Genomic DNA, 15,070 nt, shown 5'->3' with positions numbered 1-15,070 from the left:
ACCGGGGCCCGTTTTGGCATCGCCGCGCCCGGCTTCATAGGATCCGCCGATGATCACAAGACAACGGCTGGCGGCGGGCGCGTGCGCCCTGTTCGCCGCCCTGACCCTCGGCGCTCTCGTGCCCGCCGGCACCGCGGTGGCCGCCGACGAGCCCGCCGGGGACAAGCCCGCCCCCAAGGTCGAACTCGTCCTGGACGTCAGCGGTTCCATGCGCGCCCGCGACATCGACGGCGACTCCCGGATGGCCGCGGCGAAGCAGGCGTTCAACGAGGTGCTCGACGCGACGCCCGAGGAGGTCGAGCTCGGTATACGGACGCTCGGCGCCAACTACCCGGGCGAGGACCGCAAGACGGGCTGCAAGGACACCGCGCAGCTCTACCCGGTCGGCCCGCTGGACCGCACCGAGGCGAAGACCGCCGTCGCGACGCTGCGCCCCACCGGCTGGACACCGATCGGCCCGGCCCTGCTGAAGGCGGCCGACGACCTGGACCAGGGCGCCGCCGGCACCCGCCGCATCGTCCTCATCAGCGACGGCGAGGACACCTGCCAGCCGCTGGACCCGTGCGAGGTGGCCCGCGAGATCGCCGCGAAGGGCATCGGCCTCACCATCGACACGCTCGGCCTGGTGGCCGACGCCAAGACCCGCGCGCAGCTCTCCTGCATCGCCGACGCCACCGGGGGGACGTACACCTCGGTCCGCCACAAGGACGAACTGACGGACAGGGTCGGCCAGTTGGTCGACCGGGCGGCCGATCCGGTCGTGACCCCCGTCGCCGTCGACGGCGCCGCGCAGTGCGCCGACGCACCGCAGCTGAAGTCCGGCCTGTACACGGACCGCGAGAAGTTCGGCGAGCACCGCTACTACCGCGTGGACCTGGAGCCCGGCAAGGAACTGCGGGCCTCGGTGAGCATCGCGGCCGACCGTGCCGTGAACCGGGACTACGGCGTACTGCTGCGGGCCGTCACCACCCACGGCCGGGAGATCGTGCGCGGCCAGGAGTCCGGCGACGGGCGCACCGACGTGGTCTCGACCGGGCTGCGCTACCCGAAGGCCGAGCGGGACGACGACGAGGCGCAGCCGGAGACCGTCTGCCTCCAGGTCTCGAACTCCTACTCCGCGCCCGCCTCGGTGAAGACGACCCCGGGTCTGCCGGTCGAGCTGACCGTCGACGTGGTGGACGGACCCGACGAGGCGTCCGACGTGGCCGCGTTCGGCCTGGGCCACGGCTGGTGGCTGCTGGCCGCGCTGGTCGTGGTCGGTTTCCTCGCGGGTGTGGTGTGGGGCTGGATCTCGCGCTGGCGTGTCGCCGTCTGGAGGACCAACTGATGCGGTGCACAAGATTTTTGACGGGCACTCTGCTGGGGCTCACGGCGCTGCTGGCGCTGGGCGGTCCGGTCGCCGCCGACGACGAGAAGAAGGCGCCGACCGAGGCCGGTACGTCCTTCCGTACGGCGACGCCGTTCGAGCAGGGCCAGAAGGCGACGGCGAGCGCGTCCACCGGTGACTACCTGTACTGGTCGTTCCCGGCGGACACGGGGCAGCGCCCGACCGTGAAGGCGAGCGTCGAGCTCCCCGAGACGCAGGCCCGGCACGGCGCGCAGACCTGGCGGATCGACGTGTACGACGGGCTGCGGCGCCGCCAGTCGTGCAGGTACGGGACGCAGGCGCGCGCGGCGGCCGCGGACGCGGCACGTGTCGATCTGGCGTGCACGCTGCGGACGGTGCGGGCGTGGTCCGAGCCGTGGGCGAACGACCCGCTGCGCGGCACGTACTACGTCCGGCTCACGGTGACCGGGCTCGACGACGCCGATCTGGGCCTGCCCGTGTCGGCGTCGGTCGAGGCGACGTCCAAGGACATCGGCGGCTCGGCGGCGGTGGACGGAACGCTGTCCGCTCCGCTGACGGCGGGGCCGTCGGCCGAGGCGACGGAGACGACGGCGGACGACCACGACTGGGCCTCCGGCTGGTGGACCAGTCGCTGGCTCTGGACCGGCGCGGGTGCGGTGCTCGCGGCTCTCGCCGGTATCGGCGGCTACGCCCTGACGCGCGGCTCGGGCCGCCCGTCACGGGTCCCGCCCACGGTCTGACGCTGCCAGGGTGCGACTCGGCGGGGTCGCACCCACCGGCAGACGCGAGCGGGTGCGCCTCCAGGGGCGCGAGGAACTGCGCGACCAGCCACGACGGTGCCGCGCCCGCGAACGCCTCGCACGCCCCGGCGGCGCGAGGGCCAGGGGGTTCCGCCCCGGACCCAGCTCCTCAAGCGCCGGCGGGGCGTGAGCTGCGCAGTGCCTTCGCGAGCGCACCCTCACCCGCGACATCGGCCCTGCCCTGACGCACCGCCTCCACCAGCCCCACAACCCCCCGAGCCACCTCTCCCCCCACCTCCGCATCGAGCGCGATCCGCACATCCGGCTCGCCTTCGGCGTACGCCCCCTCCCCGTACACCGGATCACCCCCCACCCGCACGTGGAACTCCCCCTCGTCCAGGCGGACTTCGACAACGCCCGGCTCCCCCAGCTCCGCCAGCTGCCGGAGGAACGGGAGCGCCAGCCAGTGCGCCCGCACCGCATCGGTCGGCCGGCGCTCGGCAAGACCGGGGGCACCCCACTCCCCCAGCGCCTGCAGCACGGGCAGCAACTCCCGCCCCCGCGGAGTCAGTTCGTACACGTACGCCGAGGCGGGCGCGGCGAGTCTGCGCCGCACCGCGAGGCCGTCGCGCTCCATGTCCTTCAGGCGTGTGGCCAGCATGTCCGTACTGACACCCGGCAGATCGGCATGCAGATCGGTGTAGCGGCGCGGACCCGCGAGAAGTTCCCGCACGATCAGGAGCGTCCAGCGGTCCCCGACGACGTCGAGGGCGCGGGCGGCTGCGCAGTACTGGTCGTAGCTTCGGCGTGGCATGACGCGCAGTCTATGCAACTTGTTGGACTTTCCAAGCGTCCACTTGGTAAAACCAAGTATCAAGAGTCACCCGGTACGCACAGACACCTGGTCCGCCTGGAGGGCACGCGCATGGAGTTCCGGCAGTCGAGCAAGCTGAGCGAGGTCTGCTACGAGATCCGCGGCCCGGTGATCGAGCACGCGAACGCGCTCGAGGAGGCAGGCCACAGCGTGCTGCGCCTGAACACCGGAAACCCGGCGCTGTTCGGCTTCGAGGCGCCGGAGGAGATCGTCCAGGACATGATCCGGATGCTTCCCCAGGCGCACGGCTACACCGACTCGCGCGGCATCCTGTCCGCCCGCCGGGCCGTCGCCCAGCGCTATCAGGCGCTCGGCCTGGAGGTGGGCGTCGACGACGTGTTCCTCGGCAACGGCGTCTCCGAGCTGGTCTCCATGGCCGTACAGGCCCTCCTGGAGGACGGGGACGAAGTCCTCGTCCCCGCGCCGGACTTCCCGCTGTGGACGGCCGTCACGACGCTCTCCGGCGGCAGGGCCGTGCACTATCTGTGCGACGAGCAGGCCGACTGGTACCCGGACCTGGACGACATGGCGGCCAAGATCACCGACCGCACCAAGGCCGTCGTCATCATCAACCCGAACAACCCTACGGGCGCCGTCTACCCGAAGGAGATCGTCGAGGGCATCCTCGGCCTCGCCCGCCGGCACGGCCTGATGGTGTTCGCCGACGAGATCTACGACCAGATCCTGTACGACGGCGCGGTGCACCACAGCGCCGCCGCCCTCGCCCCCGACCTGGTCGTCCTGACCTTCTCCGGGCTGTCGAAGACGTACCGCGTGGCCGGGTTCCGCTCGGGCTGGATGGTGGTCACCGGCCCGCAGCAGCACGCGAAGAACTACCTGGAGGGCCTGACGATGCTCGCCTCCATGCGGCTGTGCCCGAACGCGCCCGCCCAGTACGCCATCCAGGCCGCGCTCGGCGGCCGCCAGTCGATCCAGGAACTCACCGCTCCCGGCGGCCGGTTGCACGAGCAGCGCGACAAGGCGTGGGAGAAGCTCAACGAGATCCCCGGCGTCAGCTGCGTCAAGCCGAAGGGCGCCCTGTACGCCTTCCCGCGCATCGACCCCAAGGTCCACCCCATCGTCGACGACGAGAAGTTCGTCCTCGATCTGCTGCTGCGCGAGAAGATCCAGGTCGTGCAGGGCACCGGCTTCAACTGGCCGCGTCCGGACCACTTCCGCATCCTCACGCTCCCCTACGCTGACGATCTCGACGCCGCGATCAGCCGGATCGGCCGCTTCTTGAACGGATACCGTCAGTGACCTGCACGACCTGCGCCCGCCCCAGCCTCACCCAGTTCGCCTCGCCCGAACTGGTCGGCGCGATCGTGTCGGGCGGGTTCGACCGGGCGCAGGACCCGGCGTGGCGGGAGTCGGGCGCGGCGACGGTGGAGGACTACGCGCGCTGGTGCGGGCATCTGTGCGGGGTGACGTGTCTGCGGATGGCGCTCGGCGCCGGCGCCCCCTCCCTCTTCGCACTGCGCGACGGGGCGGTGAGGTTCGGCGCGTACACGGTGGACGCCGACGGTGAGATCCACGGCATGGTCTACCGGCCCGCCGTGGAGTACCTGCGGGAGGCGCACGGCGTCGAGGCCGAGGTGCACCGCGAGCTGACACCGGACGGGATCGGGGCGCTGCTCGACGCGGGGCGTCTCGTCATCGCCTCCGTCCACTACGCGATCCGCCGCCCGCACGAGCCCGCGCCGGGCCGCGGCGGCCATCTGGTCCTGATCACGGCCCGCACGCCGGACGGGGCGGGCTTCCACTTCCACAACCCGTCGGGCACGGACCGGGCGACGCGGACGGCCGACCTGCCGGTGGCGCGGTTCGGGGACTACTTCGCGGGTCGGGGCATGTCACTGGTCGCCCCTCGCGCGGACGCGCAGGTGGGCCCGGAGGCGTAGCCGGCCCCCTGGGCCCGATGGATGCCACTCGTCGCGCACACCCGTGCCCTTGAGGACCCTGGTCAGTGTCACGGTCCCGCGTCCTGCCTATGGACCACCGCCCGTCGCGCTGGGTGGAGAAGGTGCAGCAGGCGGTGAAGTTCGCCCGGGAGGAGACGAACGGGTCGGGGGTCGTCGGCCAGCGCGTGGGCGACCCGGTGTTCGGCTACCTCCTCGTCCTTGGGCTGGTAGGTGCGCGCGATGCCGGCCAGCAACGCGGTCTTCTGCAATCCGTGGTGAGCTGCCGTCAGGTCCTGGTGAGCCTTGGCCTTCACGCCCTTCTCGACAGCGATGATCTGATTGAGTCTCGTGGACACGCCCATGACAGCAGCCAGCACGGGCGCTCGGAATCGACCTGTTTTTCCTGCCTGTTGAGGAGTACGGAACGTTGGACGCGGCTCTGATAGCGGTGCTCGGCACCCTGCTCGGCTCGGTGGTCACCCACTACTTCCAGGGCCGTGCGACGGTGCGCGGCGCGGAGCTGGCCCGGGCGGAGCAGCTGCGCCAGGAACGCATCGCGAGCTACAGCGGGTTCGCGAGTGCCCTCTTCGACTATCGGCGCGGCCAGAACGACCGCTGGTTCCGGGCCCAGGAACGCCCCGGTGCACCCGAGGCGGAGGCCGCGCGCTTCGCCTCGTACGAGGCCCGGATCGCGGCCCGTCAGGCGCTGGCCCGCGTCCAGCTGGTGTGCGACGTGCCGCGAGTGCGCCAACTCGCCGAGATCGCCTTTGAGTTGGCGAACTGCCTGCACGAGGCCACGGACGAGCAGGACCGCGACCGGCGCTCGCAGCGCTGCAAGGACGCACTGAGCGCGTTCGTGGAGGCCGCGGCGCCGAGCGTGCAGTAGGCGCGGGGCTCAGGACATCAGGCGGACGAACGCCAGCCACTCCGCGGGCTGCGGGGTGCGGTGGTCCATCTGGGGGCGGAAACCGTGCGGCCGGCGGTGGTTGCGGCGGGGCGGGAAGAGGCGGCGCCGCGGGGTACGGACCGAGGTCATGGTGGGGTCTCCTGTTCAGAAGGCGGGGAAGGCCGCGCCGGAAGGGTGGAAGGGTTCGCGCGCGCCGCGGAAGGCGAGTGCGGCGGCGGCCAGCGCGCCGGGGCGCAGCTCCTCGGCCCGGCCCGCGGCCGCCAGCGCGGTCAGGGTGGGGCCGCCGAGGTAGGCCGCGCCGAGGGTGGCGCTGTCCAGCCGCAGGTCGGCGCGGTCGCGGGTGCGGGTGCAGCCGGCCGCGTCGGCGCCGTCGGCCGTCAGCCGGTACCGGCCCGCGTTCCAGGGGCAGAAGGTGTCCTCGACCTCCAGGACCACGTCCAGCGGGGCGGCGTAGCGGCGGGCCGTGAGCGCGCGGTCGATGTCGACGAGGCGGACCCACAGGTTGTCGACCACCGTGGTGCGGGCGGCCCGCGGGTCGAGCAGCAGGTGCGGCAGCGGTTCGTCGACCGCCACGTCGCAGGTGAGCTGGTCGTGGGCGTCGAGATGGACGAAGTAGCGCCACAGGGCCGTGTACGACCGGCGGGTGGTGGCGGCGAGTTCGACGATCTGCACGGTGCTCCCCTTGGAGCGGTAGAGGGCGTAGCCGGTGGCCTCTCCTGCGGGTTCGGTGTGCAGCAGGTAGCGGAGCTCGGTCGCGCCGTCGCGGAAGGGCTCGGCGTCGTGCAGCCGGGCGTCCCAGTACTTCTCGGTGCGGTCGACCCAGCCGGCGGTCTGCCGTCGGGCCGTCTCGTGGACCTTCTCCAGGAACGGCCTGGCCTCGTCGCGGCCGAGCAGCCGGAGCGTGCCGTCGCCGTGGTCGGCATCGGGGCGCAGGGCCATGTCCCGCAGGTCGCCGCGGAGTCGGGCACAGTGGGAGGCGACGGCGTAGCCGAAGCGGCCGTAGATGGTGGCCTCGGCGGCGTTGAGCGCGGCGACCGGTTCGCCGCCCGACTCGTGCAGGCCGGTGAGTTGCCTGCGCATCATCGCGGAGAGGATGCCGCGCCGCCGGTGGGTGGGCAGAACCGCGACGAGCGTGATGCCCGCGACGGGGGTGACACCGCCGGGGACCGTCATGGTCCGGCCGTAGACCGACACGCCGCCGACGATGTCCGGGCCGTCGTACGCGGCGAGGGTGCGCGCCGGGTCGATCACCGAGCGGGCGTTGCGCAGGGCGCCCTCGCGCCAGTCCTGGCCGTAGGTGGTGGTGATCATGCGCGCCCAGGCGTCGAACTCATGGGCCTCGATGGTGCGCAGTGGATGGGGATCAGCGAGGTGGGAAGCGGTCATGGGTCGAGCTTCGCCGGGTAAACACCCGCGCCGCATCGGGCGACCTCGGTATTTATATGCTGCCGTCATGGTGGCGGATCGCGTGGTCAGTCCGGTGTTCGTCGGCCGCGGCGACGCGCTGGCGGCGCTGGCGCAGTCATGGCACTCGGCGCGGGCGCTCGGTCCGGGAGTGGCCATGGTCGCCGGTGAGGCCGGGATCGGGAAGTCGCGGCTGCTCGCCGAGTTCGCCGCGTCGCTCACGGCTCCGGCGCGGATGGTGACGGGCGCCTGTGCGGAGTTCGGCGGCGAGGGGCTCGCGTACACCCCGTTCGTGGCGGTGCTGCGCCGGCTGATCCGGGACGGGGCGGCACGGTCCGGGCGGTATCGCGAACTGGCGCGCTGGTTCCCGGAGTTGGGTGAGGCCGGCGAGGCGGACACCGGCAGGCACCGGCTCTACGAGGAGATCCTGGCCCTGGTCGAGCGGGCGGCCGCCGACCGGCCCGTCGTCCTCGCGGTCGAGGACCTGCACTGGGCGGACACCGCCTCCCGTGAGCTGTTCGCCTTCCTGGCCCGCAACATGACCCGGCCCGGCGTCCTGCTGCTCGCCACCTACCGGCCGGGGCAGGGGGACGCCGCGCAGCTCGGGCCGCTGCTGTCCGAACTCGCCCGCAACCCGCGCGCCACCACGCTGCGGCTGCCCCGGCTGACCGCGCAGGACGTCGGCCGCCAGCTCGCGGCGATCCTCGGCACGGAGCCGGATGCGGCCGCCGTGGAGCAGGTGCACCGGCGCAGCGACGGCAACCCGCTGTTCGTGGAGGCCCTCGCGCACGGTGGCGCGCAGACCCCGGACAGCCTGCGCGACCTGCTCCTGCAGGGGCCGCGCGGCCTGCCCCCGGCCGCCCGCGGCCTGCTGAACCTGGCGTCGGCGGGCGGCGACCGCGTCGCGCACCGGCTGCTGGAGGACCTGGCCGACGAGAGCGGCGCGGCACTCGACGCGGTGCTGCGGATCCTGGTCGACCAGGGCCTGCTGGTGACGTCCGGCGACGGATACGCGTTCCGGCACGCGCTCATCCGGCAGGCGGTGTACGAGGATCTGCTGCCCGGCGAGCGCGCCCGGCTGCACGCCCGCTACGCCGAGGCGCTGGGCTCCGACGACGCCCGTGCCGCGGAGCTGGCCGCGCACGCGTACGCCGCGGGCGATCACACGCGGGCGCTGACCGTCGCGTACCGGGCGGCGGGCCAGGCCCGCCGCTCCTACGCCTACGAGGAGCAGGGCCGCATGCTCGAGCGGGTCCTCGAACTGTGGGACCGCGTACCGGAACCGCAGGGCCGGCTCGGCACCGATCTGGTCGGTGTCCTGACCGAGGCGGCCGAGTCCTGCATGCTCGGCGGCGCCTACCGGCGCGGCGTCGAGCACGCCACGGCCGGGCTCGCGGCCGTGGACGAGTCGGCCGCCCCCGAGCGCGCCGCCCTGCTGCTGGAGCACCGCGGCCGGCTCCGGCACCGCCTGGACGGCAGCGGTCTGGACGACTGGGAACACGCACTGCGGCTGCTGCCCGAGGGCCGGGCGCAGGTCCGGCGGGGGCGGGTGCTCGGGGTACTGGCCATGGGTCTGCTGCCGGCCTCGGACGCGGCGCGGGAGCCCTTCGACGAGGCGCTGCGCATCGGGCGGCTGACCGGCGACCCGACCGTCACGGTCCGCGGGCTCCTGGGCGTCGGGGCCCGCGACCGCGACCTGGCGGCGCTGGCCGAGGCCCGTACGCTCGCCGAACGCCTGGAGAGCCAGGACCTGCTGCTGACCGTGCCGATGTACGAGGCGACGCTGCACACGGGGAACGGGGAGCACCAGCGCGGTCTCGACGCGGCGATGGACGGCATCCGTCTGGCCCGGCGGTTCGGACTCGGCCGGAGCAGGGGGGCCGATCTGGCCTGTCACGCGGCACGCGGGCTGATCCGGACCGGGCAGTGGGACGACGCCGCCGCGCTGATCGACGAGACCCTCGCCGAGGAGCCTCCGCCGTCGGCACGACAGGATCTGTGCTCGCTAGCCGGCCGGCTGGCGCTGCTGCGCGGCGACGTGCGGGCGGCCGAGGCGCGGGCCGCCGAACCTCATGAGGCGCTGCGGGGCAGCGGCCTGTTCGAACGCCGTGCGTGGCTGTGCCTGCTGGCGCTGGCGCAGGGGGATGTGGAACGTGCCGACCGGCTGCTGGGCGAGGCGCTGGCCGATCCGGGACTCGCCGCGATCCACGCCTTCGACGCCCGCGGCGTCCTGATCGCCGGGGCGCTGGTGCAGCGGGCCCGCGCCGCCCGCGACGGGGAGCCGGCATCGGCGCGGCGAGTGACCGCCCGGCGCGCCGAACTCGCCACGCTCGACGGGGACTTCGCGGAAGACGGGCCGTACGACCGGGCCCTGCGTCATCATCTCCACGCCCTGCTCGACGACGACGGCTGGGACCGGGCGGTGGCCGCGTGGCGGGAGTTGCGACAGCCCTACGAGCTGGCCCAGAGCCTGTTCCACAGCGGCCGGGCCGCCCTGGCCGCGGGAGAGCGGAGCGACGGCGCGGCCCTGCTCGACGAGGCGGCGGAGCTGGCCGCCTCCCTGGGCGCGGCACCCCCCACCGAGCGGATCGCGCCGCCCTCCCCCGCTGCGGACGGTGGTCTGACCGCGCGTGAACTCGACGTGCTCGCTCTCGTCGCGCAGGGGCTGAGCAACCGTCGCATCGCCGAGCGGCTGCACATCTCGCCCAGCACGGCGGGCGTGCATGTCTCCCACATCCTGGCCAAACTCGGCGCCACCACCCGCACCCAGGCGGCGGCCATCGCCTACCGGCAGGGCCTGACGGGCTGACGTCGCCTTCCCCTCGGCCCCCGGCTTTCCCCTCGACGGGCCCCGCGCCCGTGGCAGGGGTTCAGCCGCCGCTCAGCAACGAGTCCAGGGCCGCCACCGGATCCGGGCCCGGCTCGCCCCTGGGCCACCAGTCCTCGCGCCCCGGGTCCGACTCGTAGCCGTACCACAACCCGTCGCGGCCCAGACGCAGTTGGAGGGACGCGGTCGACAGGTGGTTGCGGCGGGGGCGGAACTCCGGGTGGCCCGTGGCGAGGAGGGCGGGGCGGGCGCGGTCGAACGGGCCGGCCGGCGGGTCCCATTCCTCCTCCAGGACGGAGAGCCCGGCGAGCCCGCCCTGGCGCCAGGCCGCGACCGCGCGGGCGAGGTCGCCCGGGGTACGTCCGGTGCCGCGGGCGAGCGAGGCGTACAGCGCACGGGTGGCGGCGGTGAGGCCCGAGCCGGGGTGGGCGGCGGCCAGCCGGACGGCGTCCTGCCACGGGGTGAGGCCGCGGAGGGGGTCCGTGCCGGTGGTCAGCAGGGCGTGCGCGCGGGCGGCGGCCTCCGTGGCCAGCAGGTCGAGGGCGAGCGGGTCGGGGGCGCCGGGGGCCTGCGGGTAGGACGGCGGGCGCTCGGGGTGCGCGGGGGCGGGGAACTCCGGGGGCAGCTGCGGGAGTTGCGCCGAGCGGGCGAGCGCGTCGCGGGCGGGGACCGAGTCGAGGGACGGCGCCTCGGCCGTGCGCTGCTCCTGGGCCGTGTGCGCGGCGTTGCGCCGGGTGAGGTCACCCAGGAGCTCCTGCTCGCCGCGGCCGCGCAGCAGGAACAGGACGAACGGGTCCTCGTCGATGATCCGCGCCGTCTGGTAGCAGAGCGCCGCCGCGTGCTTGCAGGGGTGGGCGCGGTCGGGGCAGGTGCACTCGGGGGTCAGGTCGTCGACCGCGGGCAGCAGGTCGACGGCGGCGGCGAGCGCGTGCGGGACGTCCTTGTCGAGCAGGGACGCCATGTGGTCGGGGCGGGCCGCGGCCGTCTCGGCGAAGCGGGTCCACTCCTCGTCCGACAGGGTGCGAAGGCGCAGTTCGGCCCGGTACGGGCGGGGCCGGGAGCCGTGGACGTAGGCGATGACGCGGCCCGGGGTGACGGTGATCGCGTCGACGTGGCCGCGGTCGGCGTAGGCGCGGCCGCGATGGAGCCGGGCCGGGTCGAGGGCGGTGTCCTCCAGGGCGTCCACCCACGCGTTGCCCCACCAGGTCAGGGCTGAGCCGTCGCCCTGCTGTGCGCGCGGCGGCAGCGGCGGGAACGTGCGGCGGGTGTCCGTGTGCCGGGCCTGCGCCTGCTCGGCGGCGCCGGCCCGGCCGGGGATGTGCGCGGTGTGCCGTCGGGTGCGGGCGGGGCTCATGCCGTCTCCCTCCTCAGCGAGACCAGGTCGGTCAGCTCCCGGTCGGTCAGCTCGGTGAGCGCGGCCTCTCCGGAGCCGAGTACGGCGTCCGCCAACTGGCGCTTCACCGCGAGCAGTTCGGCGATCCTGTCCTCGACGGTCCCCTCGGTGATAAGACGGTGCACCTGGACGGGCTGGGTCTGGCCGATGCGGTAGGCGCGGTCCGTGGCCTGCTCCTCGACCGCCGGGTTCCACCAGCGGTCGAAGTGCACGACGTGGCCCGCGCGCGTGAGGTTGAGGCCGGTGCCGGCGGCCTTGAGGGAGAGCAGGAACACGGGGACCTCGCCGGACTGGAAGCGGTCCACCATGCGCTCGCGCTCGGCGACCGGCGTGCCGCCGTGCAGCAGCTGGCTGGGGATGCCGCGGGTCGTCAGGTGCGTGGCGAGGAGCCTGGCCATCGACACGTACTGGGTGAAGACGAGGACCGATCCGTCCTCGGCGACGATCGTGTCCAACAGCTCGTCCAGCAGAGCGAGTTTGCCCGAGCGGCCCGCGAGGCGGGCGCGGCCGCCGTCGGCCTCGCCCTCCTTCAGGTACTGCGCCGGGTGGTTGCAGATCTGCTTGAGGGAGGTGAGCAGCTTCATGATGAGGCCGCGGCGGCCGATGCCCTCGGCGGCCTCGATGTTCGCCATGGACTCGCGCACCACGGCCTCGTACAGCGATGCCTGTTCCCTGGTGAGGGGCGCCGGGTGGTCGGACTCGGTCTTGGGCGGCAGCTCGGGCACGATGCCGGGGTCGGACTTCTTGCGGCGCAGGATGAAGGGGCGCACGAGTCGGGACAGGCGCTCGATGGCCTCCGGGTTCACGCCGCCTTGTCCCTGGAGGGGGACCTCGCCCTCGACCACGCGGGCGTGCCGGGCGCGGAACGCCTTCAGGGGGCCGAGCAGGCCCGGCGTCGTCCAGTCGAGCAGGGCCCACAGCTCGGACAGGTTGTTCTCGACGGGGGTGCCGGTGAGCGCCACGCGCGCGGGGGCGTCGATCGTGCGCAGGGCCTTCGCCGTGGCCGAGTTCGGGTTCTTGACGTGCTGGGCCTCGTCGGCGACGACCATGCCCCAGGTGTGACCGGCAAGTTCGGCGGCGCGGGTGCGCAGGGTGCCGTACGTGGTGAGGACGAATCCGCCGTCGAGTCCGTCCAGGGTGCGGTCGGCGCCGTGGAAGCGGCGTACGGGGACGCCGGGGGCGAACCTGCCGATCTCCCGCTGCCAGTTGCCGAGCAGGGAGGCGGGGCAGACGACGAGCGTGGGCGCGCTGCGGTCGCGTCGCAGGTGCAGCGCGATGAGGGTGACCGTCTTGCCGAGGCCCATGTCGTCGGCGAGGCAGCCGCCGAGGCCGAGCGAGGTCATGAGGTCGAGCCAGGCCAGGCCGCGCAGTTGGTAGTCGCGCAGGGTCGCGTGGAGGCCCGCGGGCTGCTCGACGCCGTCGATGCCGCGCGTGAGACGGTCGCGCAGTTCGGCGAGCCGACCGGTGGGCACGGCGGCGACCCGCTCCCCGTCGACCTCGGCCTCGCCGGTGAGCGCGACGGCCAGCGCGTCGACGGGCTGGAGCAGGCCCAGCTCCCGCTTGCGCGCCTTGCGGACCAGGTCGGGATCGACGACGACCCACTGGTCGCGCAGCCGGACCACGGCCCGGTGCGATTCGGCCAGGGTGTCCATCTCGCTCTCGGTGAGCGGGTCCCCGTCGAGCGCCACCTGCCAGTTGAACGTGAGCAGTTCGTCGCTGTCGAAGAACGTCGTGCCGTCGGTGGCCGAGCCGGGCGCGGTCTGCGCCCGCACCACGGCCGTCGCGGTGAGGGACCTGGCCAGTTCGCGCGGCCAGTGGAGCGTGACCCCGGCCTTGGCGAGGCGGGCCGCGCCGGGCCCGAGCAGATCGATCAGCTCGCTCTCGGCGAGCGCGAGGACGTCCGGCACGTCCTGCTCCAGGAGCCGGCCGAGCGGCGGCCAGGCGGCGACCGCGCGGCGCACGGCGAGCACCGCGTCGATGCGGGCGCGCGGCCCGAAGTGCTCGTCGCCCGCTCCCGCCCACAGGTGCGCGGCGTCCACCACGCGCGTGGGGTCGGCGAGGCTGTGCACCTGGACGACGGCGGCCCCGGCGCGGCGCGCCCCCGGGTCGTCGGGCGACTCGCTCTCCTCCGCCGCGTCGAACAGCAGGTGGTGCGAGAGGTCGAGCCGCAGGGAGATCCGTACTCCCGCGTCGAGCCCGGCGGCCGCCTCGACGGCCCAGGGCCGCGCCTGCGGGATGTGCTGGGCCGCGGCCGCGGCGAACGGGGCGCCCGCCGCGTGCGCCGCGGCCGGGGTGCGCGGCAGCGCGTCGGCGACCGCGTCGAGGAAGGCGCGGACCAGCGCTTCCGGCTCGGGCAGCCGGACGGGCCTGCGGCCCGGCACCGGTGTCGCGTACCCCTCCGGCGGCAGGGCGGCGGCGATGCCCTGGAGCTGCGCGACGTCGTCCGCGTCGAGCGGGCCCACGCGCCACGCGTCGTGGTCGGACACGGTGAGCCCGGGCAGCAGGCGGCCGCGCGCCACGAGGTGCAGGGCGTGCGCGGCGGCGGCGCCCCAGGCGGCCGCGGCGGGGTGCGCGCCCCGGGTACGGCGGGCCCGCACGAGCAGCGGCAGCGCGTCGACGACCGGGAGCACGAGTGCGGGCACCCTGCGGCTGCGTACGCCCGGCCCGTGCGGGCGCACGACCGTGATCTCCTCGGCGGCGCCGGGGAGGCCGGACCCGTCCGGCGACCAGAAGGCGACCTTCCCCTCGCGCGGCAGTGCGGCGGGCAGGAAGACGGCGGCGTCGTCGAGAGCGACGCCGGGCTGCTCCGGCACGAGCACGCCACCTCCCTTCTGGGCTCACCTGTCTCACGGTTCGTCGGACCTCTAGACCTTACGGGCCGGGTCCGACAATCCCGACCGACCCGGTCGCGGCACCGTCGGCGCGGCCCGGGGGGCGGGTACGGGCCACGCGGCCGGACCCGGCGACCACGTGTACGGTTCGAGCGGTAATGTCCGTAGCCCGTACCGACCCCTGACCGAACAGGCGTGAACCGTGGGTGATCTGCTTCTCGTCCGGCACGGTGAGACCGAGTGGGCGCTGACCGGTCAGCACACCGGCCTCACCGACCTTCCGCTCACCGAGAACGGCCGCGAGGAGGCGCGCAGGGTCGCGCCGCTCGTCGGCAGCTATCACATCGGCGCCGTCTTCGTGAGTCCCTTGCAGCGGGCCCGCGAGACCGCCGAGCTCGCCGGTCTGCACCGTGTCACCGTCGATGCGGACCTGCGGGAGTGGGACTACGGCGCCTATGAGGGCGTGACCACGCGGGAGATCCAGCGCACCCGTCCCGACTGGTACCTGTTCGACGACGGGGTGCCGCCCGGCCCGCCCGAGCATCCGGGCGAGACGCCGGACGAGGTGGGCGCGCGTGCCGACCGGATGCTCTCCAAGGTCGACGCGGCGCTCTCCAACAACGAGGGCAGCGTCGTCCTGGTCTCGCACGGTCACTTCCTGCGGGTCCTGACCGCGCGGCGGCTGGGTCTGCCGCCGTCGGGCGGCGCGCACTTCCTGCTGGCGACCGGCACGGTGAGCCGGCTGAGCACGGAGCACGGCAGGCCCGTGGTCTCCGGCTGGAACCTGCGGCCGCCGGCCGACTGAACCGCCGGCCGGGCGCCGTTGTCAGTGCCGTCGTGCACCA

General features: G+C 74.2%; 12 protein-coding genes and 2 pseudogenes. 8 read left to right on the top strand and 6 right to left on the bottom strand.

Annotation, left to right across the window (positions count from 1 at the left end; all coding sequences use genetic code 11):
* Positions 1 to 49: 49 nt before the first annotated feature.
* Positions 50 to 1,327 carry a VWA domain-containing protein gene (locus ACVHNB_RS11545; RefSeq protein ID WP_456227978.1) on the top strand — a complete coding sequence of 426 codons (1,278 nt, stop codon included), beginning with the start codon at positions 50 to 52 and terminating at the stop codon, positions 1,325 to 1,327.
* Complete coding sequence (locus ACVHNB_RS11540) at positions 1,327 to 2,088, top strand: hypothetical protein (RefSeq protein ID WP_456227977.1); 762 nt, start codon at positions 1,327 to 1,329, stop codon at positions 2,086 to 2,088. The genes ACVHNB_RS11545 and ACVHNB_RS11540 overlap by 1 nt, the downstream gene beginning before the upstream one ends.
* Positions 2,089 to 2,257: 169 nt before the next feature.
* Here the strand turns inward: ACVHNB_RS11540 and ACVHNB_RS11535 are convergent, their stop codons facing one another.
* Positions 2,258 to 2,902 (bottom strand): winged helix-turn-helix transcriptional regulator, encoded by a 645-nt coding sequence (locus ACVHNB_RS11535; protein ID WP_456227976.1) that lies wholly within the window; start codon positions 2,900 to 2,902, stop codon positions 2,258 to 2,260.
* A gap of 111 nt (positions 2,903 to 3,013) precedes the next feature.
* Here ACVHNB_RS11535 and ACVHNB_RS11530 point away from each other — a divergent pair, with 111 nt between their 5' ends.
* The 3 genes and pseudogenes from ACVHNB_RS11530 to ACVHNB_RS11520 form a co-directional block, all read left to right on the top strand.
* Entirely contained in the window at positions 3,014 to 4,222 is a 1,209-nt protein-coding gene (locus ACVHNB_RS11530; protein WP_428951472.1) for a pyridoxal phosphate-dependent aminotransferase, read from the top strand.
* Positions 4,219 to 4,863: a peptidase gene (locus ACVHNB_RS11525; RefSeq protein WP_456227975.1), complete on the top strand. Its 645-nt coding sequence runs from the start codon at positions 4,219 to 4,221 to the stop codon at positions 4,861 to 4,863. The genes ACVHNB_RS11530 and ACVHNB_RS11525 overlap by 4 nt, the downstream gene beginning before the upstream one ends.
* A 113-nt stretch (positions 4,864 to 4,976) precedes the next feature.
* Positions 4,977 to 5,075, top strand: a pseudogene (locus ACVHNB_RS11520) (DUF7873 family protein); the annotation flags it as partial.
* Here ACVHNB_RS11520 and ACVHNB_RS11515 read toward each other — a convergent pair.
* Positions 5,073 to 5,225: pseudogene (locus ACVHNB_RS11515) on the bottom strand (DUF7873 family protein); the annotation flags it as partial. The pseudogenes ACVHNB_RS11520 and ACVHNB_RS11515 overlap by 3 nt on opposite strands.
* A 65-nt stretch (positions 5,226 to 5,290) precedes the next feature.
* Between ACVHNB_RS11515 and ACVHNB_RS11510 the strand changes: the two are divergent.
* A complete protein-coding gene (locus ACVHNB_RS11510) occupies positions 5,291 to 5,749 on the top strand; it encodes a hypothetical protein (RefSeq protein ID WP_428951474.1) in 459 nt (152 codons plus the stop codon).
* Positions 5,750 to 5,758: 9 nt separating this feature from the next.
* Here ACVHNB_RS11510 and ACVHNB_RS11505 read toward each other — a convergent pair whose 3' ends face one another.
* Positions 5,759 to 5,899, bottom strand: a complete 141-nt coding sequence (locus ACVHNB_RS11505; RefSeq protein ID WP_428951475.1) for a hypothetical protein — start codon at positions 5,897 to 5,899, stop codon at positions 5,759 to 5,761.
* A 15-nt stretch (positions 5,900 to 5,914) separates the two neighbouring features.
* Entirely contained in the window at positions 5,915 to 7,156 is a 1,242-nt protein-coding gene (locus ACVHNB_RS11500) for a GNAT family N-acetyltransferase (protein WP_456227974.1), read from the bottom strand.
* A gap of 67 nt (positions 7,157 to 7,223) precedes the next feature.
* Between ACVHNB_RS11500 and ACVHNB_RS11495 the strand changes: the two genes are divergently transcribed.
* Positions 7,224 to 9,983 carry an ATP-binding protein gene (locus ACVHNB_RS11495; RefSeq protein ID WP_456227973.1) on the top strand — a complete coding sequence of 920 codons (2,760 nt, stop codon included), beginning with the start codon at positions 7,224 to 7,226 and terminating at the stop codon, positions 9,981 to 9,983.
* A 61-nt stretch (positions 9,984 to 10,044) separates the two neighbouring features.
* Here the strand turns inward: ACVHNB_RS11495 and ACVHNB_RS11490 are convergent, their stop codons facing one another.
* Together ACVHNB_RS11490 and ACVHNB_RS11485 are read right to left on the bottom strand one after the other, a co-directional pair.
* The gene (locus ACVHNB_RS11490) at positions 10,045 to 11,355 is read right to left on the bottom strand and encodes an SWIM zinc finger family protein (RefSeq protein WP_456227972.1); all 1,311 of its coding nucleotides are present in this window, start codon (positions 11,353 to 11,355) and stop codon (positions 10,045 to 10,047) included.
* Complete coding sequence (locus ACVHNB_RS11485) at positions 11,352 to 14,213, bottom strand: DEAD/DEAH box helicase (RefSeq protein WP_456227971.1); 2,862 nt, start codon at positions 14,211 to 14,213, stop codon at positions 11,352 to 11,354. The genes ACVHNB_RS11490 and ACVHNB_RS11485 overlap by 4 nt, the downstream gene beginning before the upstream one ends.
* Positions 14,214 to 14,427: 214 nt before the next feature.
* On the opposite strand from ACVHNB_RS11485, the gene ACVHNB_RS11480 reads away from it, so the two are divergent.
* Positions 14,428 to 15,030: a histidine phosphatase family protein gene (locus ACVHNB_RS11480; protein WP_428951480.1), complete on the top strand. Its 603-nt coding sequence runs from the start codon at positions 14,428 to 14,430 to the stop codon at positions 15,028 to 15,030.
* The last annotated feature ends 40 nt before the right edge of the window (positions 15,031 to 15,070 follow it).

Source organism: Streptomyces sp. YJ-C3 (assembly GCF_053891275.1).
Note: the sequence above shows the minus strand (reverse complement) of the source record. Positions and strands in the feature narration are given on the sequence as shown.

Bases quoted from the DNA above. Each gene is read 5' to 3' on its own strand.
- ACVHNB_RS11545 (WP_456227978.1), top strand. From the start codon at position 50: ATGATCACAAGACAACGGCTGGCGGCGGGCGCGTGCGCCCTGTTCGCC.
- ACVHNB_RS11540 (WP_456227977.1), top strand. From the start codon at position 1,327: ATGCGGTGCACAAGATTTTTGACGGGCACTCTGCTGGGGCTCACGGCG.
- ACVHNB_RS11535 (WP_456227976.1), bottom strand. From the start codon at position 2,902: ATGCCACGCCGAAGCTACGACCAGTACTGCGCAGCCGCCCGCGCCCTC.
- ACVHNB_RS11530 (WP_428951472.1), top strand. From the start codon at position 3,014: ATGGAGTTCCGGCAGTCGAGCAAGCTGAGCGAGGTCTGCTACGAGATC.
- ACVHNB_RS11505 (WP_428951475.1), bottom strand. From the start codon at position 5,899: ATGACCTCGGTCCGTACCCCGCGGCGCCGCCTCTTCCCGCCCCGCCGC.
- ACVHNB_RS11500 (WP_456227974.1), bottom strand. From the start codon at position 7,156: ATGACCGCTTCCCACCTCGCTGATCCCCATCCACTGCGCACCATCGAG.
- ACVHNB_RS11495 (WP_456227973.1), top strand. From the start codon at position 7,224: ATGGTGGCGGATCGCGTGGTCAGTCCGGTGTTCGTCGGCCGCGGCGAC.
- ACVHNB_RS11490 (WP_456227972.1), bottom strand. From the start codon at position 11,355: ATGAGCCCCGCCCGCACCCGACGGCACACCGCGCACATCCCCGGCCGG.